The sequence below is a fragment of the Nocardioides sp. YJ-D4 genome, assembly GCF_054031495.1.
The window spans coordinates 852,478-872,235 of record NZ_CM132932.1 but is presented as its reverse complement, the minus strand read 5'-3'; the positions used below and the strand labels follow the sequence as shown (position 1 = coordinate 872,235).

The window sequence follows — 19,758 nt, the reverse complement described above, 5'->3', positions numbered from 1 at the left end:
TACGAGCATCATGAGCGTGGCCACCGACAATTTTGGTGCCGGATGTGGGATTCGAACCCACAAGCCCTTTCGGGCAACGGTGTTTGAGACCGCAGCGTATGCCGTTCCGCCAATCCGGCTGGATCGAGAAGAAATCTACCGGACCGTGGGCGGAATCACTGCACCGGGACGTGCCTCCGATGGCCTAGTCTGTGCTCGTGACGCAGAGCAACCCCAGCAGCACCCCGGAGAGCCAGGCGCGGCGTACGGTCGTCATCGCGGAGGACGAGGTCCTGATCAGGATGGACCTCAAGGAGATGCTCACCGAGGAGGGTTACGACGTCGTCGGTGAGGCGGGCGACGGCAAGGCCGCGATCGAGCTCGCCACCGAGCACAGACCCGACCTGGTGATCCTCGACGTCAAGATGCCGGTGCTCGACGGGATCGCGGCGGCGGAGGCGATCGCGCGCGACCGGATCGCGCCGGTCGTCATGCTGACCGCGTTCTCCCAGCGCGACCTGGTGGAGCGGGCCCGCGACGCGGGCGCGATGGCCTACCTCGTCAAGCCGTTCAACATCACCGACCTGGTGCCGGCGATCGAGCTGGCGGTGAGCCGTTTCCAGGAGCTCGCCCAGCTCGAGCGGGAGGTCGCCGGTCTGACCGACCGGCTGGAGACCCGCAAGGCGGTCGACCGGGCGAAGGGGATCCTGCAGGAGGGCCTGACGCTGAGCGAGCCCGACGCTTTCCGGTGGATCCAGAAGACCGCGATGGACCTGCGGCTGTCGATGCGCCAGGTCGCAGAGGGCGTCATCGAGCACGGCGTGAGCGGCCCACGTACCTGAATCCGTGTAAACGGCACGTCACAGATCGGTTGCGGTCTCCAATGAGGGTCAACCTGTGGCTTGTTCGTGGGTGATCTCGGCCTAGACTGCCCGCGCGGATCCGGCCGACCAGCGTATTCAGCTGGTGTCAGGGTCCGTCTTTAGGACACACAGGCAGGAGTACCCACGTGCGCAAGCGGCTCTACAGAGTCCTCGTCGCGCTCATCGGTGCGCTGATGGTGCTGTTGGTTGGGAGCCCGGGTGCCGCACAGGCAACCGAGACCCCACCGCCGGACGCCACCGCGATCCAGGTGACGCTTCAGGACGAGGCCAACAAGGATGCCCAAGGCAATCCGAAACCGATCCCGGGAGTGACCCTCGAGGTCAGCAAGGACGGCGAGAAGGCCGGTGAGGGCGTCACCGACGACAAGGGTGTGGCGATCATCGTCGTCGATGAGCTCGGGAAGTACACCGTGACCCTCGACGAGAAGACCCTCCCCGAAGGCACGGTCCTCGACGAGGACACCAAGGGCGAAGCCACCGTCCAGGTACGTTTCCAGGGGCCCAACAACCGGGCGATCTTCCCGATCGGGGTCACCGCCGGTGAGGAGTCGAACTTCGGCAAGGACCTCGCCCAGAACCTGCGCGCGGGCATCGTGTTCGCCCTGGTCCTGTGCCTGGCCGCCCTCGGGTTCTCGCTGATCTTCGGCACGACCGGCCTGTCCAACTTCGCCCACGGTGAGATGCTCACCTTCGGTGCGCTGATGGCATGGACCTTCGACCAGGTCTTCAAGACCGGTGCCCTGGCCTCGGTCTCGGTGCTCCTCGCCGGCATCATTGCGGTCCTCCTCGGTGGTCTGGGCGGCTTCGCACAGGAGAAGATCCTGTGGGGCCCGCTGCGCCGGCGCGGCACCGGCCTGATCGCGATGATGATCGTCTCGATCGGCCTGGCGATCTTCCTGCGCTACCTGTTCCAGTACTTCTACGGCTCCTCGACCCGGTCGCTGTCGCAGTACAACGGCCAGCAGCGTGAGCAGCACTGGTACTACCTCGGTCTCTCGCTCGCCGACCGCGAGGTGGTCATCGTGCTCGTCGCGATCATCACGATCACCGCGGTCTGCCTGTGGCTGGCCAAGAGCCGGATGGGCAAGGCGATGCGCGCGGTCTCGGACAACCCGGCTCTGGCCGCGTCCTCCGGCCTCCGGGTCGACGGCGTCATCACCAACGCGTGGGTGATTGGTGGCGCGCTGACCGCGCTGTCCGGTGTGCTCTACGCGATGCAGCTGCAGGTGAACAGCTTCATGGGTATGCGGATCCTGCTGGTCATCCTCGCCGCGGTCACCCTCGGTGGTCTCGGCACGATCTGGGGCGCTCTCGTCGGCTCGCTGGTGATCGGGCTCGTCTACGAGCTCGGGCCGCTGTTCGGCGTACCCGCCTCGATCAAGGAGATCGGCCCGCTGCTGATCATGATCGTGATCCTGCTGGTGCGGCCCCAGGGCATCCTGGGTCGTAAAGAGCGGCTCGGGTAGGAGAGACAATGGATATTCTCGACATTCTCCGGGCAGCGTTGCAGCAGGCACTCGGCCCGCAGGCAATCGTCTTCGCCCTGGCCGCCATCGGCCTCAACATCCACTTCGGCTACACCGGGCTGCTCAACTTCGGCCAGGCCGGGTTCGTCGCGGTGGGCGCCTACGGTCTGGCCGTCTCCGTGGTCACCTACGGGGCGCCGTTCTGGCTCGGAATCGTCATGGCGATCGTGGCCCCGCTGCTGCTCGCCGTGGTCCTGGGTGTGCCGACGCTGCGTCTGCGCGCCGACTATCTGGCGATCGTGACCATCGCCGCAGCCGAGGTGCTGCGGTTCGTCTTCGGCTCGGTGGAGATGAAGGACACCTTCGGAGGCTCCAACGGGCTCAACGGATACGCCAGGCCGTTCCAGGAGGCCAACCCCTACAGCAGCGGCCTCGACCTGGGGTTCATCTCCTTCGGGCGCAACGACCTGTGGTCGCTGACCGTCGGCTGGATCCTGGTCGCGCTGTGCTGCCTGCTGGTGTGGGCGCTGATGCGCAGCCCGTGGGGCCGTGTGCTCCGCTCGATCCGTGAGGACGAGGACGCGGTCCGCTCGCTGGGCAAGAACGTGTTCGCGTACAAGATGCAGGCCCTCGCCCTCGGTGGTGTCATCGGTGGTCTGGGCGGCATGTTCCTGGCTCTCAAGCAGGCCTCGGTCGTGCCGAGCGACTACTCCACGCTGCTCACCTTCTACGCCTTCGCCGCGCTGCTCCTCGGCGGCGCGGGCCGAGTGATGGGCCCGGTCATCGGCTCCGTCCTGTTCTGGTTCCTGATCGCGGGGCTAGGCTCGTTCTTCAGCCAGTCGGCAGGTAAGGGCGGATGGATCCCGACGGTGATCATGACCGACACCCAGGCCAGTGTGATCCGCTACATCATGCTGGGGCTGGCCATCATGCTGCTGATGATCTTCCGTCCCCAGGGGATCATCGGCGACCGTAGGGAGATCGCGATCGATGGACGCTGACATGACTGACCAGACGAGCACCGAGACGAGCGACGTGGCGAGCAAGACCGGGCCTGCGGGCCTGGTCGGGGCGAGCACGGAGCCGGGCAGCAAGAAGTCCGACCCGATCATCGTCGCCGACAACATCACGCGTACGTTCGGAGGACTCACCGCCGTCGACGTCGACCACGTCGAGATCCAGCGCGGTGCGATCACCGCGCTGATCGGCCCCAACGGAGCCGGGAAGACGACGTTCTTCAACCTGCTGACCGGCTTCGACCAGCCCAACACCGGCTCGTGGAGCCTGGAGGGCAAGTCGCTCAAGGGCGTGGCTCCCTACAAGGTCGCCCGCCTCGGGATGGTGCGCACCTTCCAGCTCACCAAGGTGCTGGCCAAGCTCACCGTGATCGAGAACATGCGCCTGGGCGCCACGGGGCAGAAGGGTGAGCGGTTCTGGGCCGCGCCGTTCAAGTTCCTGTGGGGCAAGCAGGAGGACGCCGTCACCGCGAAGGCCGACGACCTGCTGGCCCGGTTCCTGCTGGACAAGAAGCGCGAGGACTTCGCCGGGTCGCTCTCCGGCGGTCAGCGCAAGCTGCTCGAGATGGCCCGCGCGCTCATGGTCGACCCCGAGGTCGTCATGCTCGACGAGCCGATGGCGGGTGTGAACCCGGCCCTGAAGCAGTCGCTGCTCGGCCACGTGAAGTCGCTGCGCGACGAGGGCCGCACGGTCCTGTTCGTGGAGCACGACATGGACATGGTCCGCGACATCTCCGACTGGGTCATCGTGATGGCCCAGGGCAAGATCGTCGCTGAGGGCACTCCTGAGTCGGTCATGGCCGACCAGCGTGTCATCGACGCCTATCTCGGGGCCCACCACGACACCGACCTGAGCGAGCTCGACGAAGAGGTCCTCGAGGCCGAGGTCGAGGCAGAGCTCGAGGGCGACATCGCCCAAGAGGAGGACTCGAAGTGACTTCCACCGAAGCGGAGGAGTTCCGCGAGAAGCATCTGAGCGAGGCCGAGGGTGCGGTGCTCCGCGCCGACGGGCTCATCGCCGGCTACCTTCCCGGGGTCAACATCCTCAACGACACCGACCTCTACTGTCAGCCCGGCGAGCTGGTCGGCATCATCGGCCCCAACGGCGCCGGCAAGTCGACTCTGCTCAAGGCGCTGTTCGGCCTGGTGAAGATCCATGAGGGCACGGTCAAGCTGAACGGTGAGGACATCACCGGAAAGCGTGCCGACGAGCTGGTCTCGCGGGGTATCGGGTTCGTCCCGCAGAACAACAACGTCTTCCCGAGCCTGACCATCGAGGAGAACCTCGAGATGGGCTGCTACCAGGCCCCGAAGAAGTTCGCGGAGCGGTTCGAGTTCGTCACCGGGATCTTCCCGGCCCTCGGTGAGCGCCGCAAGCAGCGCGCCGGTGGCCTCTCCGGTGGTGAGCGTCAGATGGTCGCGATGGGCCGGGCGCTGATGATGGAGCCGTCGGTCCTGCTGCTCGACGAGCCCTCCGCGGGGCTCTCGCCGGTCATGCAGGACGAGGTCTTCGTGCAGACCCGCAAGATCAACCAGGCGGGTGTCTCGGTCGTGATGGTCGAGCAGAACGCCCGCCGCTGCCTGCAGATCTGCGACCGCGGCTACGTGCTCGACCAGGGCCGCAACGCCTACACGGGGGCGGGGCGCGAGCTCGCCGACGACCCCAAGGTGATCGAGCTCTACCTCGGCACTCTGGGTGCCAAGGAGGACTGAGGGGCGTACGTCCTGAAGACGGCCAGGGCCCCGGAGCAGCATGCTCCGGGGCCCTGGCCGTCGGTGCTCAGGCGACGGTGTGCGAGCGTCGCTGGGAGCGCCGGGCGGCGAGCAGCTCGCCGACGGCGCTGGACTGCTTCGGGCCGCGCTGCAGGCGGGCGTGGTGGGGCAGGGCCCGGCCCAGGACGGTGAGCCGGGAGCGTACGACCGCGGTCGGGGCCACCCGCATCACGGCCTGGGCGCCGAGGCCGATCCGGGCGAGGAACCGGTTGCCGTCACGGCCACCTGCGGAGGCCGCGGCCGCGATCGTCCTGATCCCGCGTTCCTCGGCGAAGGAGACGGCCGACTCCATCAGCATCCGGCCCACGCCACGGCGGCGGAAGCTGGGGACGACGTGGGGCGCGAAGATCTGCACCGTCGGCTCCAGGTTGAGCGGACCGAAGGTGGTCGCACGCACGTAGACCGCCCCGACGGGCTCGCTGCCGCACTCGGCGACCAGGAGGCGCTGGTCGGGGGAGGCGTCGGCGTCACGGATGATCGTCTCCAGGTCGCTCAGCTGCTCTTGGGCGTCCGCCATCCGCAGCGAGTCCTGCCAGATGCCGAGAAGGAAGAGCGCGTCGTCGGCTCGTGCCTCTCGCATCGTCACCGGCACCCTCATCGAGTCCGTCCTCCGAGAGTGCCGTGCGTACAGATGATCACAATTCCTCCACGATCGTGGCTGTTCCTGGGCGGAATCGGGTTTCCCGAGTGATTATGGGTCACCACGGCGCCGATAGTACGGAGCCGATGATGGCGGCAACCCAGGCAATGATGCCATGGGGGAGATGTAACGGATTGGTGAAAAGACAGGTCCCTCGGGTGATTCGCCCTCCATGCGTCTCTAATGTGTCTCCGCAAGGTCCGGCGTGAGCCGGGCCAGCCCATACGAAAGAGGGACTAAGCAGTGAACTCATCATCCTCTACCTGGATGAAGCTGACCGCAGGCGCCGGCGCCTTGGCGCTCAGCTTCACCCTCGCCGCCTGCGGCGGCGAGACCGCTTCCGAGGAGCCGGAGAAGAAGGCCGCCGCCAAGGGCGACGGCACTCTCACCATCGGGCAGCTTCTCCCGCAGACCGGTAGCCTCGCGTTCCTCGGCCCGCCCGAGTTCGCCGGTTCCGACCTGGCGATCCAGGACATCAACGCCGCCGGTGGTGTGCTCGGCAAGGACGTCGTCCCTGTCGTAGCGGACTCCGGTGACACCACCTCCGCGATCGCCCCCACCGAGGCCGACAAGCTCATCGACGCCAAGTCCGACGTCATCGTCGGCACCGCGTCCTCGGGCGTGTCGATGACCGTGATCGACAAGATCATGTCGTCGGGCACCGTGATGTTCTCCCCGGCGAACACCTCGACCGAGTTCGACGAGGGCGACTTCGCCAAGCCGGACCTCTACTTCCGCACGGCTCCGTCCGACATCCTGCAGGGCGCCGTCATGGCCAACCTGCTGCTCGAGGACAAGCGCACCAACGTGGCGATCCTGGCCCGCCAGGACGCCTACGGCGAGACGCTTGCCGAGGAGATCAAGGCCAACCTCGAGGGTGCCGGCTCCAAGGTCGCCACCACGGCGTTCTACTCCGAGGACGCCACCTCGTTCGACGCCCAGATCAACGAGGTCGCCGGCTCGGGTGCCGACGCGGTCGTCGTGGTCGCCTTCGAGGAGACCAAGAAGCTCATCCCGCAGCTCATCGCCGCGGGTGCCGGTCCGGCCAAGCTGCCGACGTACTTCGTCGACGGCAACCTGTCGGACTACTCCAAGGACTTCACCAAGGGTGAGCTCAAGGGTGTCAAGGGCACCCTCCCGGGCGCCGAGACCACTGGTGACTTCAAGGAGCAGCTGCTGAAGGTCGACCCGAAGCTGGCCGACTACTCCTACGCCGCCGAGTCCTACGACGCCACCATCGTCTCCGCGCTGGCGGCTGTGAAGGCTGACAGCGACGCCGGCGAGGCCATCGCCGAGGAGATCGTCGACATCACCACCGGTGGTGAGAAGTGCGAGACGTACGCCGACTGCGTCAAGCTCATCGAGGACGGCAAGGACATCGACTACGACGGCAAGTCCGGTCCGATCGAGCTCGGCGAGACCGGTAGCCCGACGGCCGCGTCCATCGGTATCTACCAGTACAACGACAAGGCGACCTACGCCCCCGTCAAGTACATCGCTGGGGAAGTCTGATCCACCCAGTGAAGGGCCCCGGAGCGACGCGCTCCGGGGCCCTTCTACGTACGTTCCTACATCGAGATCCGGTCGGCGTCGATGAGCGAGCAGGTGATCCGCGAGGTGCAGACCCGCTTGCCGCGCTCGTCGGTGATCACGACCTCGTAGGCCGCCGAGCTGCGGCCGAGGTGGATGGCGGTCGCGGTGCCGGTGACGATGCCGGAGGTCGCCGACCGGTGGTGTGTGGCGTTGATGTCGACGCCGACGGCGATCTTGCCGAGGGACGCGGCGTGCATGCCGGAGCCGGTGGACCCGAGCGTCTCGGCGAGCGCGACCGAGGCGCCGCCGTGCAGCAGCCCGTACGGCTGGGTGTTGCCCTCGACCGGCATGGTGCCGACGACCTTCTCGGCCGAGATCTCCAGGATCTTGACGCCCATCTTGTCGTTGAGGCCGCCCATGCCGTGGGGGAGCGAGGCGAAGAACGTCTCGCCCGCGGTCTTGTCGGTCGGCGAGACGGTCTGGTCGGTGGTCGATGCATCGGTCATGGATGCATCGTCGCATGTGCTGCACGGGGTCGGGGCGCGGGGGACGCGCGGGTCTCGACCCGCGGTCGCGCCGTTGTCGGTGGTCGTGGATAGAGTCGGACCGTGGCTGACGTGACGCGTGACCGACTGCTCCTTCTCGATGGGCACTCGCTGGCCTACCGGGCCTTCTTCGCCCTGCCGGTGGAGAACTTCTCGACCGTCACAGGGCAGAACACCAATGCCGTCTACGGCTTCACCTCGATGCTGGTCAACGTGCTGCGCGACGAGACCCCGACCCATGTCGCGGTCGCCTTCGACCTGTCGCGCCAGACGTTCCGGCTGGAGGAATACTCCGAATACAAGGCCAAGCGCAACAAGACCCCCGACGAGTTCAAGTCGCAGCTGCCGCTGATCCAGCGACTGCTCGACGCGCTGCACATCCGCCACCTGTCCCTCGCGGGCTATGAGGCCGACGACATCATCGCGACCCTGGTGACCCAGGGGCTGGAGGCCGGGATGGAGGTGCTCATCCTGACCGGCGACCGCGACTCGCTGCAGCTGGTCACCGAGTCCTCCACCGTGCTCTACCCGATGCGTGGTGTCTCCGACCTGGCGCGGATGACGCCGGAGGCCGTCGAGGCGAAGTACGGGGTGCCGCCGCACCGCTATCCCGAGATCGCCGCGCTGGTGGGGGAGGACTCCGACAACCTGCCCGGCATCCCCGGCGTCGGCCCGAAGACCGCGGCGAAGTGGATCAACACCTACGACGGCCTCGACAACCTGATCACCCACGCCGACCAGATCAAGGGCAAGGCCGGCGACAACCTGCGCGCCCACCTCGGCGACGTGATGCGCAACCGGCGGCTCAACGCGCTGGTGCGAGACCTGGCCCTGGAGGTCGGCCCGGCCGACCTCGGGCGGGTCGAGTGGGACCGGGCAGCGGCGCTGGAGCTTCTCGACGAGCTCGAGTTCCGCGGCGAGATCCGCACCCGGATCACCGACGTGCTCGCCCCCGAGGATGACGTCCCGGTCGATGAGAGCGGGTTCGCGCTCGAGGGCGAGACGCTGGCTCCCGGCGCCGTCGCGACCTTCCTCGAGGAGCTCGGGGCCACCCCGGTCGGCGTGCATGTGCGCGGCACCTGGGGTTCCGGCACCGGCCGCGTGGACGGGTTCGGCTTCGCGACACAGGAGCGGGCTGCGTACGTGGGGGTGGAGGAGCTCACCCCTGAGGACGAGGCCGCGCTGGCGGGCTGGCTCGTGGACGCCTCGAAGCCGAAGATCATGCACGACGCCAAGGGTCCCGAGCTCGCGATCGACGCCCACGGCTGGTCCCTGGGCGGGCTGGTCACCGACACGGCGCTGTCGGCCTACATCGTGGCGCCCGACCAGCGTTCCTACGACCTCGCCGACCTGACGCTGCGCTACCTCAAGCGTGAGCTGAAGCAGGAGGACGACGGCGGCCAGGAGTCGCTCTTCGGCGACGACGAGGTCGGCGGCGACGGTGTGGCCAGGACCTCGATGCTCTACGCCCGGGCAGTGATCGACCTCGCCGTCGAGCTCGACTCGGCGGTCGAGGCCGCCGGCGGACACCGGCTCCTGTCCGAGGTGGAGCTTCCGCTGCTGCATCTGCTGGCGCGGATGGAGAAAACCGGCATCGCGGTCGACACCGAGCACCTCGACGCCCTGGAGCGACACTTCGCCGGCCAGATGAAGCAGGCGGCCGACGAGGCCTACGGCGTGATCGGGAAGGAGATCAACCTCGGCTCGCCCAAGCAGCTGCAGGTGGTCCTCTTCGACGAGCTCGACATGCCGAAGACGAAGCGCACCAAGACCGGCTGGACCACCGACGCCGACGCGCTGCAGCAGCTCTACGTGAAGACCGAGCACCCGTTCCTCCTCGCGCTGCTGCGCCACCGCGACGTCACCCGGCTGCGGGTCACCATCGAGGGCCTGCTGAAGACCGTGCAGGACGACGGCCGGATCCACACCACCTTCAACCAGACCATCGCGGCCACCGGGCGGCTCTCCTCGACCGAGCCCAACCTGCAGAACATCCCGGTGCGCACTGAGGAGGGTCGCGGGATCCGCAAGGGCTTCGTGGTCGGCGACGGCTTCGAGTCGCTGATGACCGCCGACTACAGCCAGATCGAGATGCGGATCATGGCGCATCTGTCCGAGGACGAGCTGCTCATCGAGGCGTTCCGCTCCGGACGCGACTTCCACTCGATCACCGCCGCTCGGGTCTTCGGTGTCGACCCCGACGCGGTCTCCAGCGAACAGCGGGCGAAGATCAAGGCGATGAACTACGGCCTCGCCTACGGCCTGTCTGCCTTCGGTCTCTCCCAGCAGCTCGGGATCGAGCCGAGCGAGGCGCGAGGGCTGATGGAGGAATACTTCGAGACCTTCGGTGGCATCCGCGACTACCTGCGCAGCCTGGTCGAAGAGGCGCGGCGCACCGGTTACACCGAGACCATCATGGGCCGCCGCCGCTACCTTCCCGACCTGCTCTCGGACAACCGTCAGCGGCGCGAGACCGCCGAGCGGATGGCGCTCAACGCCCCCATCCAGGGCTCGGCCGCCGACCTGATCAAGGTCGCCATGCTGCGGGTCCAAGCCGCCATCGACGAGGCCGGCCTCTCCTCCCGGATGCTCCTCCAGGTCCACGACGAGCTCGTCTTCGAGGTCGCGTCCGGGGAGCGGGAGGCGTTGGAGTCGCTCGTACGCGAGCAGATGGGCTCCGCCGCCGACCTCAACGTCCCCCTCGACGTCTCCGTCGGCAGCGGTCTGTCCTGGCACGAAGCCGCCCACTGACCGCCGAGGCGTCGCCCCGGTCGGCCGAGGCGTCCCCCACGTCGGCCGAGACGTCAGTTGTGACGTACGAGATGGCAGTTGTGGCGAGCCGAACCGGTAGTTATGGGCGACGAAACTCGATCTTCGTCGGCCCTAGCTGCACTTTCGGTCGGCATAACTGACGTCTCGGACGCCACAACTCACGTTTCGGCCGACGCAAGTGACGTCTCGGCACGCCAGAAGTGCCATCTCGGCCGACGCAGCTGACGTCTCGGTGGGTCAGGGGCGGGAAGGAGTCTGGCTGAGGCGCCAGAAGGTGGTCGCGAGGAGGACGGCGGCGAGGACGGCGTCGACGCTGAGGACGGCCCAGACGAGGCCTTCGACGGTGGTCTGCATCGCGCCGAGGGCGAGGGCGGCGGCGACGGCCATCCAGAGGAGGTACGCCGAGAGCCGGCTGCGCCGGGCGAGAACCGAGTAGACGAGCAGCTGGAGCACGGACAGCACCATGCCGAGGATCGCGAAGACCCAGAGCAGGCCCTCGATCTCGGCGTAGTCGGGGCCGCCGATGAAGATCATCGCGAGCCACGACAGCAGCCACGAGCCGGCGATCGCACACGCGCCGAGACCGCCGACGAGCGCGAGCGACTTGATCAGCGCGGAGCGGCGGCTGGCCTCGGCCGACATCGACGGAAAGGCGATGATCACCACGAACTGCGGTAGGAACAGCACCGCCTTGGTGAGGATCAGGCCACCTGCGTACAGGCCGGAGACGTGGTCGGTGAGCACGTTGCGCGCGATCAGGATGTCGACGTTGGAGAGTGCGAAGAAGCCCAGCAGCGCGAACGAGCCATGGAGCATCTCGACGACGACGGGCTTCACCGGCCCGGGCCTCGCGTCGGTGTCGGCGCGACGTCGCAGCACCCACCAGCCGACGATCGCCGGTGCGAACTGGGCCAGCGCTACGCCGGCCATGGCGGCGCCCTCGGTGGGGCGGATCCACATCGCGGCGGTGGTGACGATGACGCGGGGGATACCGAGAGCCAGGTAGACCATCGCCAGGGCGAGCCACCGGCGCTCGCCCTGGAGCACCCCTGCCTGACCACCCATGATGGTCAGCGGTACGGCACACACCGCGACCAGCATCGCGGGATAGATCGAGTCGAGCCGCAGCACCCGCCACACCAGCGGTGAGGCGGCGAGCATGACGATCCCGACGACGATGGCCGCGCGGTAGGTCGCGCGGAGCACCGTCTGCTCGATCACGCGCTCCTGGCCGGGCGTCTCGGTCACCCGTCGCGACGCCGTCGCCTGCATGCCGAGCTGGACCACGCCGACCACGAGGAGCAGCGACATCATCGATGCGACGCCGCCGTACTGTCCGGGGCCGAGGATCCGGGCGGCGATGATCTGGAAACCGTAGGTCGCGACGTTGGTGACCATGATGCAGACGGCGAGGAACCCGCTGCTGCGGATGAGCGCGGACAGCCTGCGCCTGCGGGCGCTGGTCGGGCTGTCGGTCATCGTGGGCACTTGGAAAGCCTATGGTGCCGTACGCCACATGCCGGCACCGGCATCCGCCCAGGACCGGAACTCGATCGCCACAACTGACGTCTCGCCCGACCTAACTGACGTCTCGCCCGACACAACTGACGTCTCGCCCGGCGTAGCTGACGTGTCGCGCGACCGGGGTGACTTCTCGGCGTGGGGCTTAGGGTTGCCGCGTGATCGAACGGGCGGCCCCGACCGTGTGGGCGGGTGTGCTGGCGGTGCTGATGCTGGGGCCGGCGCTGGGGGCGGGGTTCGTGCTCAGCTACGACATGGTGTGGGTGCCGGATCTCGCGCTGACCCGGGATGTGCTCGGCCTGGGGTCGGGACTGCCGCGGGCGGTGCCCTCGGACGCCGTGGTCGCGGTGCTGGACGAGGTCGTGCCGGGCCTCGTGCTGCAGAAGCTCGTGCTGATCGGAGCGCTCGTGCTCGCCGGGGCGGGTGCCGCCGAGCTGGTGCGGGAGCGCTCGCTCGCCGCGCGGCTGGCGGTGGTGAGCCTGACCGTGTGGAGCCCGTACGTCGCCGAGCGGCTGTGGATGGGTCACTGGCCGATGCTGCTGGCCTATGCCGCGGTGCCCTGGCTGGTGCTGGCCGGCCGCCGTTGGGCCGCGGCCGAGCGTGGCCCGGTGTGGCTGCTCCCGGTCCTGCTCGTCGGGAGTCTGAGCGCCAGCGCGGGGATCGTGTCGGCCGCCGTACTGCTCGCGACCGGTCTGCGCCGGGGTCGGCGACCGGCGCTGCTGCTCGCGATGGTGGCCGCGGTCAACGCGCCCTGGGTGATCGCCGGCCTGACCCACGCGGGGGAGGCGGCGTCGGCGACCGGGTTCGAGGTCTTCGCGCTGCGCGGCGACGCTCTGCCCGCCCCGCTGGCAGCCCTGAGCCTCGGCGGGATCTGGAACACCTCGGTCGTCCCCTCGAGCCGCGAGAGCTGGCCGGCCTGGGTGGCCCTGGCGCTCCTGGTGGCGCTGATCGGTGCCGGACTGCGGCGGTGGTGGGCCGCCGACAGCCAACGGACCGCGATCCTGGGGCTGTGGGTGGCCGGGATGGCGATCGCCGTCGCCGGCTGGGCGGCGCCCGAAGCCCTCGACGACCTCGCCCAGCACATCCCCGGTCTCGCGCTGATGCGGGACAGCAGCCGCCTGCTTCCGCTGTGTCTCCCGCTGATCGTCCTGACCGCCGCGGCCGGGGTCGACGCGCTGCGCGATCGGCTTCGCGGGACCGCACCCCGATGGGCCGCCGCCGTCGCCCTGGCCCTCGCCCCGATCGCCGTGCTTCCCGACGCCGCTTGGGGTCTCGCCGGCGGCATCGGCACGGCCGACTACCCGACGTCGTGGCAGCGGGCCGGCGCGACGCTCGCCGAGGAGACGGCACCTGGTGACGTACTCGTCCTGCCCTGGTCCGCCTACCGGGTGCCGGCGTGGAACGAGCATCGTCCCGTCCTCGACCCGCTGCCGAGGATGCTGCCCAGGGCGAGCGTGACCGACGGCGACCTCGTCATCGGCAGGACCGAGATCGCGGGAGAGGACCCGCGCGCGACGGCCGCCGCCGCGGCCCTCGCCGCACCGGACCCCGAGGCACGGGCGAGCGAGCTGAGCCGCCTCGGGATCGGGTACGTCATCACCGACCGCACCGCGGGCGAGGCGCCGCAGGTGGCCGGCGAGACCGTCCACGACAGCGGCGGCCTGCTCCTGCAGCGGCTGCCGGGGGAGGCGACCCGGCCGGCCGCCTACACCATCGGCCCGGTGGCCCTGACGGCGGTGATCGTCGGGTGGGTGGCGTACGGCCTGGCCTGGCTCGGAGCCACAACATCAACAGTTCTGCTACTGATCAGTATTGTTCGCCGGCCGGCTGCTAAAGTTCGCCGCTAGGAGAGGGAGGTCACATATCCATGGGCAACATCATTGCCATCGTCGCCAGCATTCTTGTCGGCGGCGGAGTCGCCGCAGCGACCATCGTCGGAGTCGTCACCAGCAGCACGGACAACACCGTCGAGAATCCTCCGAGCGTCTCTGAGTCGACGGTTCAGTACGGCACCAACGACTGAGCTCGACGTAGCGAAAGAGGCCCGGCGGTGATCCGCCGGGCCTCTTCTCAGTCTCTACGACAGTCCAGAGCAGTCAGTCCGCGCTGACCACGTGCCCCTGGAGCGCGGAGGCGAGCACGGCGTTGAAGTTGAGCTGGCTCTGCTCCCAGGTGTGCTTGCGCGCGTGCCACCGGGCGCCCTCGGCCAGCTCCTTGCGTCGGATCTCGTCACCGAGCAGGTGGTCGAGCGCCGCCACGAAGCCGGCCTGGTCGTCGACCAGCACCCCGGACTCGCCGTCGTCGATCGACTCGGTCGTCCCGCCCGCGTCGCGGAAGGCGACGGTCGGGGTGCCGTGCTGGGCGGCCTCGGTGACGACCAGACCCCAGCCCTCCTTCAGCGACGGCAGCGCCATCAGCCAGGACCGCTCGTAGACCGCCTCCTTGGTCTCCTCGTCGACATGCCCCAGCATCTCGACGAAGTCGCCGGCCCCCACCCGGGAGACGTACGCAGCCAGCTCGTCGGCCCACCAGCCACCGCCCACGATGCTCAGCCTCAGGTCCGGGTAGGAGGCCCGCAGCGCCACCGCCGCGTCGACGGCGAGCTCGACCCGCTTGTGCGGCACGAGCCGCCCGACGACACAGATGGAGGGATGCTCGGTCTTCGCCGGCCGGTCGCTCAGTGCCGGCGCGGCGCCGTTGTGCACGACCGCGACCCGGGCGGGGTCGACGCCGAGCGTGGCCAGCTCGGCCCGGGTGGCACGGGAGACCGCGACGTACTGCTTGTGGCGGTAGAGCCGCGGCGCGAGCCACGACTCGACCCACCAGCCGATCCGTCCGGAGAGCCCGGGGTAGACCACCGGCCACTGCTCGCGGTGGACGTGGTGGACGAGCACCGTGACCGGCGCCCTGGTGCCGAGCGGGCAGAAGAACGGCAGGCCGTTCTGCACGTCGACGACGGCGTCGACGCGGCCGATCGGGCCCAGCCGGCCCAGCGCCAGCAGCAGCACACCCCACAGGTAGATGCTGAGCTTGCCGCCGCGGCGTACGTAGCGGATACCGTCGCGCTCCTCCCGGGCACGCGCGCCTGGATAGGTGGCGGTGAACACGGTGACCCGTGCTCCCGCGCCCACCAGTCCGGCGGTGATCTGGTGGAGGTAGTGCTCGGCTCCACCGGCTTCGGGATTGTCCGTGTCGCGCCAGCTGAAGACCGCCACATGGCGACCATCCAGCTGCGCTCCCTCGTTGGCGCGCAAAACTCAGTTCTCCCCTGACTCGCAGTTTCCCCGCACTGAGCGCTCCCTCCCCAGGGGTCACGCAGTTACCGGAGAGTAGGACACTTCGTGACCAAATGCACACCCGTTGGGGTAATTCGGTTAGGGTTCCCGCCGTGCCGAACCTCCTCGACCCCCGGAGCGGGGACCAGATGGACGCCCCGGTCGGCAACGACTGGCGGGCGACGCTGCGGCGCTCCGTACGCCTCTTCAGCGACTTCCGCGTGGAGCAGACCGATCCCGCGCGCTTCTACACCGCGCTGGCGGCGGACTCGGTCGGCCAGCTCGCGCACTACACCGACGGAGAGACCCTTCAGGGCACCGTCCTGCTCGACGTCGGCGGCGGCCCGGGCTACTTCCGCGACGCCTTCATGAACGCCGGCGCGACCTACCTCGCGCTCGACGCCGACGCCGGTGAGATGCAGGGCGCCGGGATCGTCGCCGAGGGCAGCATGCTCGGCGACGGGATGCGGCTTCCCGTCCGCACCGGAAGCGTCGACGCCTGCTACTCCTCCAACGTGCTCGAGCACGTCCCGACCCCGACCGCCATGCTCGACGAGATGCTCCGGGTCACAAGGCCCGGCGGCGTCCTCTTCTGCTCCTACACCCTGTGGTGGGGCCCCTGGGGCGGCCACGAGACCAGCCCGTGGCACCTGCTCGGCGGCCGCTTCGCGCGCCGGCGCTACCTGCGCAAGCACGGCCACGAGCCCAAGAACAAGTTCGGCGAGTCGATGTACGCAGCGACCGCCTCCGCCGGGCTGCGCTGGGCGCGCGCCCAGCGCCGGGCGGGCAACGCCGAGATCCTGGCCGCGGTTCCGCGCTACCACCCGGCGTGGGCGGCGTGGCTGATGCGGGTCCCGGTGGTGAGGGAGGTGCTCTCGTGGAACCTCCTGCTCGTGCTGCGCAAGACGTGACCCCGGACCCGCCGAGCCCTACTTCACGACTGAGGATCGCGGCGTACGTCGCGATCCTGACCGCGATCACCTTCACCCAGGCCCCGGGCCGGATCGTCGCGGACACCAAGTTCGACCTGAGCGCCGACCCGTGGGCCTTCCTGGCCCGGGCGCTGAACATGTGGGACGCCCAGGGCGCCTTCGGCCAGGTGCAGAACCAGGCGATCGGCTACCTGTGGCCGATGGGCCCCTTCTACGGTCTGGGCCAGCTGGCCCAGCTGCCGGAGTGGGTGATCCAGCGGCTGTGGTGGGCGCTGCTGCTCAACCTGGCCTTCCTGGGAGTCCTGATAGTCGCCCGGGAGCTGCAGCTGGGGAGGCCGTGGGCGCAGGTCGCGGGTGCTGCCGCGTACGTCCTGACGCCACGCGTGATGACCATCCTCGGCGCCAACTCGGCCGAGCTGTGGCCGACCGCGGTCGCGCCCTGGGTGCTGCTCGCGGTCATCCGCGCCAGCGGCACCACCACGACGAAGGACCTGGTGCGCTGGTGCGCTGTGGCCGCCCTCGCGGTCGCCTGCGCGGGCGGGGTCAACGCGACCGCGGTCTCGGCGGTGATCGTCCCGGGCGTGGTCTTCCTGCTGACCAGGACAGGTGCCCGGCGGTTCGCCGCACTGGCACTGTGGGGCGTGTTCACCATCCTCGCCACCCTGTGGTGGACGATCCCGCTGGTGCTCCAGGGCCGCTACATCCCGCCCTTCCTCGACTACATCGAGACCGCCGCGGTCACCTCCTCGACCACCGGCCTGCTGCCGACGCTGCTCGGCACCTCCGACTGGGTGGCGTACGCCGACCCGCTCTACTACCCGGCCGGGCAGAGCCTGCACGCCACGCCCTACCTCGTCCTCGACGCGGCCGCCGTCGTCGCGATCGGGCTCGCCGGGCTGGCCGGGGTCGGCCGCGCGCGTCGCCACCCCGAGACCCGGTTCCTGATCGGCTGCGTGCTGGCCGGCGCCGTCCTGGTCGGGATCGGCTACACCGGTGCGCTGGCCGGCTGGGGAGCCGAGGCCCGTCAGGACCTCGTCGACGGCGCCCTGGCCGCGGTGCGCAACAGCCACAAGTTCGACGCGGTGCTCCGCCTCGGGCTCGCCGCCGGGGTCGTGCTCACCGTCGAGACCATCCTCTTCCGCGCCGAGCTGGCGCGAGCCTCCGGGACGGCCACGAAGGCCGCGCAGTGGCTCCGGACGGTGTTCGTCATCGCCGTGGTGGCCGCGCTGGCCGGCCTGGCGGTGCCCTGGGTGCGCGGCCAGGTCCCGCCACCCGGGTCGATCGAGAACGTCCCGACCTTCTGGACCGACGCCGCCGACTACCTCTCCGAGAACGACGACGGCGGCGTGACGCTCGTGGTCCCGGCCGCCCGGTTCGGCGACTACCTGTGGGGCAGCACCCACGACGAGGTCCTGCAGCCCTACGCCGACTCCCGCTGGGCCGTACGCGGCGTGGTGCCGCTGGCCGAGCCCGGAAACGTCGTCTGGCTCGACCGGGTCACCGAGGAGATCGAGCGCGGCATCCCCAGCGCGGATCTCGCGCCGATGCTGGCCAAGGCCGGGGTGACCCGGCTGCTGGTACGCAACGACCTGCACTGGGGCACCACTGGTGCCCCGCCGCCCTCGCTGATGCACGCCACCCTCGCCCAGTCGCCCGGGCTGACCCGAGAGGCGAGCTTCGGCACCGAGTTCGGCAACACCACCTACCACCGCGAGAAGGGCACCCGCGTCCTCGTCGACGGGGGCCTGGCGGGGGAGTACCCGCCGATCGAGATCTACGAGGTCGACGACGCCACCTCCGACGGGACCCTCATCCCGGCGAAGACGACCGTGATGGGCGACCCGGGCGAGCCTGCCAGCGGGGCGCCGGCGGTGCTGACCGCCGACGACACCCGGTCGGCCGCCGACGGCTCCGGGGAGAGGGCCGATGTCATCCTGACCGACGGCCAGCGGCGGCGTACGACCCTCTTCGCCGGTGTCCGAGCCAACTCCTCCGCGACCCGGACGGCCGAGGAGGGCGTCGACTCCGACCAGCCCGAGAGCTTCCACCGCTACCTGGAGAACCAGGAGCGGTGGCAGAGCACGATGGTCTGGCGCGGGGTCGAGGCCGTGGAGGCCTCCAGCTCGGCGGCGACCCCGGAGGAGGTCCCGGTCGACCGCGGCCGGGCGCCCTCGGCGGCCCTGGACGGCGACCCCGACACCGCGTGGCGCACCGAGACGGGATGGGACCACGATCCCGAGGGCTCCTGGCTCCGGGTGCGGTTCGAGGACGAGACCGACCTCGGCAAGGTCACCATCACGATCCCGGCGAACGTTGTCGGGGTCGAACGGCTCGAGCTCGTCGCCGGCGCCCAGATGCGCAAGGTCTACGCCCCGCAGCCGGGGGAGGAGGCGACGTACGACCTCACCGGGTTCAGTGCGCGCAACCTCACCATCACCGCCCGCGGAGCCACCGCGTACGGCCCGTGGGGGATCAGCGAGCTCGACATCGAAGGCGTCGACGCCCAGCGCCTGGTTGCGCTCCCCGAGCCGCCGGAGGACACCACGATCCGCAAGATCCGGCTCGGTCGCGACGCCGACCGCAGCGGCTGCATCGACCAGGGTGGCGTGCTCTACTGCGAGCCGTTCCTGGCCGCCACCGGCGACGACGGCGACGATCTGGACCGGCTGATCACCCTCACCCGCGGGCAGTCGTTCGACGTCACCGGAACCGTGTCGCTGCGCCGCGACCACGCCTACGCCGCGGCGGCCGCCGCCCTCGCCGGTGTCGACATCACCGCGCCCAGCCGCGGAGACATCGCCCAGTCGGCGCTCGCGATGGCCGACGGCGACGACGGCACCTCCTGGCGGGCGCCATCGACCGGCCCGGCCACGGTGACCGTCGGGCTGCCCGAGCGGCAGCGGATCAGGTCGCTGCGGCTCATGGTCAACAAGGCCGCCCCGGTCAGCATCCCCACCGAGGTCGAGATCACCGACCTGCGCCGCCCCAAGCGCACGGTCACCCGCGAGGTCGACTCCGACGGGGACATCGAGGTGCCGAGCGGCTGGCGCACCGACCGCCTCCGGATCCGGATCACCGAGACCGACGCCGCCTACGACCAGCCCTCCAGCATGGCCGACGCGTCCGAGCTGCCCGCCGGCATCTCGGAGGTGGAGGTCAACGGCCGTCCGCTCGGCGACGGCACGCTCCGGGCGGGCTGCGCCGACGGTCCTCGCATCCGCGTGGGCGAGCGGGTGCTGCGTACGGCCGTCAACGGGTCGCTCTCCGCGCTGCTGCGCGGTGGCGAGCTGCCGCTGAGGGTCTGCGGTACGGCCCCGATCAATCTCGCCGCCGGCGAGAACACCCTGCTCGCCGACCCGGTGGACGCGCTCCGTGTCGACAGCCTCGAGCTCAGCGCGGAGGTGATCGCGGACGCGGAGTCC

General features: G+C 69.6%; 14 protein-coding genes, 1 tRNA gene and 1 pseudogene. 11 read left to right on the top strand and 5 right to left on the bottom strand.

Annotation, left to right across the window (positions count from 1 at the left end; all coding sequences use genetic code 11):
- Window positions 1-33: 33 nt before the first annotated feature.
- A tRNA-Leu gene (locus ACW14X_RS04200) sits at window positions 34-119 on the bottom strand.
- A gap of 72 nt (window positions 120-191) precedes the next feature.
- Between ACW14X_RS04200 and ACW14X_RS04195 the strand changes: the two genes are divergently transcribed.
- The 5 genes from ACW14X_RS04195 (at window position 192) to ACW14X_RS04175 (ending at window position 5,058) form a co-directional block, all read left to right on the top strand.
- Window positions 192-821 (top strand): ANTAR domain-containing response regulator, encoded by a 630-nt coding sequence (locus ACW14X_RS04195; RefSeq protein WP_160024278.1) that lies wholly within the window; start codon window positions 192-194, stop codon window positions 819-821.
- 167 nt (window positions 822-988) lie between these two features.
- Window positions 989-2,329, top strand: a complete 1,341-nt coding sequence (locus ACW14X_RS04190; protein ID WP_160024277.1) for an ABC transporter permease subunit — start codon at window positions 989-991, stop codon at window positions 2,327-2,329.
- 8 nt (window positions 2,330-2,337) lie between these two features.
- Window positions 2,338-3,330, top strand: coding sequence for a branched-chain amino acid ABC transporter permease (locus ACW14X_RS04185; RefSeq protein ID WP_160024276.1), 993 nt, complete (start codon window positions 2,338-2,340; stop codon window positions 3,328-3,330).
- 1 nt (window position 3,331) lies between these two features.
- On the top strand, window positions 3,332-4,282 hold the full coding sequence (locus tag ACW14X_RS04180; RefSeq protein ID WP_350718195.1) for an ABC transporter ATP-binding protein: 951 nt from the start codon (window positions 3,332-3,334) through the stop codon (window positions 4,280-4,282).
- Window positions 4,279-5,058 carry an ABC transporter ATP-binding protein gene (locus ACW14X_RS04175; protein WP_160024274.1) on the top strand — a complete coding sequence of 260 codons (780 nt, stop codon included), beginning with the start codon at window positions 4,279-4,281 and terminating at the stop codon, window positions 5,056-5,058. Before ACW14X_RS04180 ends, ACW14X_RS04175 begins: the two co-directional genes overlap by 4 nt.
- A gap of 67 nt (window positions 5,059-5,125) precedes the next feature.
- On the opposite strand, the gene ACW14X_RS04170 is transcribed toward ACW14X_RS04175, so the two are convergent.
- The gene (locus tag ACW14X_RS04170) at window positions 5,126-5,698 is read right to left on the bottom strand and encodes a GNAT family N-acetyltransferase (protein WP_350841544.1); all 573 of its coding nucleotides are present in this window, start codon (window positions 5,696-5,698) and stop codon (window positions 5,126-5,128) included.
- A gap of 327 nt (window positions 5,699-6,025) precedes the next feature.
- Between ACW14X_RS04170 and ACW14X_RS04165 the strand changes: the two genes are divergently transcribed.
- Complete coding sequence (locus ACW14X_RS04165; protein WP_350718194.1) at window positions 6,026-7,270, top strand: ABC transporter substrate-binding protein; 1,245 nt, start codon at window positions 6,026-6,028, stop codon at window positions 7,268-7,270.
- 56 nt (window positions 7,271-7,326) lie between these two features.
- Here the strand turns inward: ACW14X_RS04165 and ACW14X_RS04160 are convergent, their stop codons facing one another.
- Window positions 7,327-7,797 carry a hotdog fold thioesterase gene (locus ACW14X_RS04160; RefSeq protein ID WP_160024271.1) on the bottom strand — a complete coding sequence of 157 codons (471 nt, stop codon included), beginning with the start codon at window positions 7,795-7,797 and terminating at the stop codon, window positions 7,327-7,329.
- Window positions 7,798-7,899: 102 nt separating this feature from the next.
- On the opposite strand from ACW14X_RS04160, the gene polA reads away from it, so the two are divergent.
- Window positions 7,900-10,587, top strand: coding sequence for a DNA polymerase I (polA, locus tag ACW14X_RS04155; RefSeq protein ID WP_457164820.1), 2,688 nt, complete (start codon window positions 7,900-7,902; stop codon window positions 10,585-10,587).
- Window positions 10,588-10,845: 258 nt separating this feature from the next.
- Here the strand turns inward: polA and ACW14X_RS04150 are convergent, their stop codons facing one another.
- The gene (locus ACW14X_RS04150) at window positions 10,846-12,087 is read right to left on the bottom strand and encodes a lipopolysaccharide biosynthesis protein (RefSeq protein ID WP_457166046.1); all 1,242 of its coding nucleotides are present in this window, start codon (window positions 12,085-12,087) and stop codon (window positions 10,846-10,848) included.
- 200 nt (window positions 12,088-12,287) lie between these two features.
- On the opposite strand from ACW14X_RS04150, the gene ACW14X_RS04145 reads away from it, so the two are divergent.
- Together ACW14X_RS04145 and ACW14X_RS04140 are read left to right on the top strand one after the other, a co-directional pair.
- On the top strand, window positions 12,288-13,976 hold the full coding sequence (locus ACW14X_RS04145) for a hypothetical protein (protein WP_457164819.1): 1,689 nt from the start codon (window positions 12,288-12,290) through the stop codon (window positions 13,974-13,976).
- 20 nt (window positions 13,977-13,996) lie between these two features.
- Window positions 13,997-14,152, top strand: coding sequence for a hypothetical protein (locus ACW14X_RS04140; protein ID WP_160024268.1), 156 nt, complete (start codon window positions 13,997-13,999; stop codon window positions 14,150-14,152).
- Between the two features lie 73 nt (window positions 14,153-14,225).
- Here ACW14X_RS04140 and ACW14X_RS04135 read toward each other — a convergent pair whose 3' ends face one another.
- On the bottom strand, window positions 14,226-15,344 hold the full coding sequence (locus tag ACW14X_RS04135) for a glycosyltransferase family 4 protein (protein WP_400468156.1): 1,119 nt from the start codon (window positions 15,342-15,344) through the stop codon (window positions 14,226-14,228).
- Between the two features lie 173 nt (window positions 15,345-15,517).
- On the opposite strand from ACW14X_RS04135, the gene ACW14X_RS04130 reads away from it, so the two are divergent.
- Both ACW14X_RS04130 and ACW14X_RS04125 read left to right on the top strand, forming a co-directional pair.
- Complete coding sequence (locus ACW14X_RS04130; RefSeq protein ID WP_350841554.1) at window positions 15,518-16,315, top strand: class I SAM-dependent methyltransferase; 798 nt, start codon at window positions 15,518-15,520, stop codon at window positions 16,313-16,315.
- Window positions 16,234-19,491, top strand: a pseudogene (locus ACW14X_RS04125) (alpha-(1->3)-arabinofuranosyltransferase domain-containing protein); the annotation flags it as partial. The gene ACW14X_RS04130 and the pseudogene ACW14X_RS04125, both read left to right, overlap by 82 nt.
- Window positions 19,492-19,758 lie beyond the last annotated feature (267 nt).

Excerpts from the sequence above, each read along its gene's own strand:
- ACW14X_RS04185 (WP_160024276.1), top strand. The coding sequence starts at position 2,338 with ATGGATATTCTCGACATTCTCCGGGCAGCGTTGCAGCAGGCACTCGGC.
- ACW14X_RS04180 (WP_350718195.1), top strand. The coding sequence starts at position 3,332 with ATGACTGACCAGACGAGCACCGAGACGAGCGACGTGGCGAGCAAGACC.
- ACW14X_RS04170 (WP_350841544.1), bottom strand. The coding sequence starts at position 5,698 with ATGCGAGAGGCACGAGCCGACGACGCGCTCTTCCTTCTCGGCATCTGG.
- ACW14X_RS04165 (WP_350718194.1), top strand. The coding sequence starts at position 6,026 with ATGAAGCTGACCGCAGGCGCCGGCGCCTTGGCGCTCAGCTTCACCCTC.
- ACW14X_RS04160 (WP_160024271.1), bottom strand. The coding sequence starts at position 7,797 with ATGACCGATGCATCGACCACCGACCAGACCGTCTCGCCGACCGACAAG.
- ACW14X_RS04150 (WP_457166046.1), bottom strand. The coding sequence starts at position 12,087 with ATGACCGACAGCCCGACCAGCGCCCGCAGGCGCAGGCTGTCCGCGCTC.
- ACW14X_RS04140 (WP_160024268.1), top strand. The coding sequence starts at position 13,997 with ATGGGCAACATCATTGCCATCGTCGCCAGCATTCTTGTCGGCGGCGGA.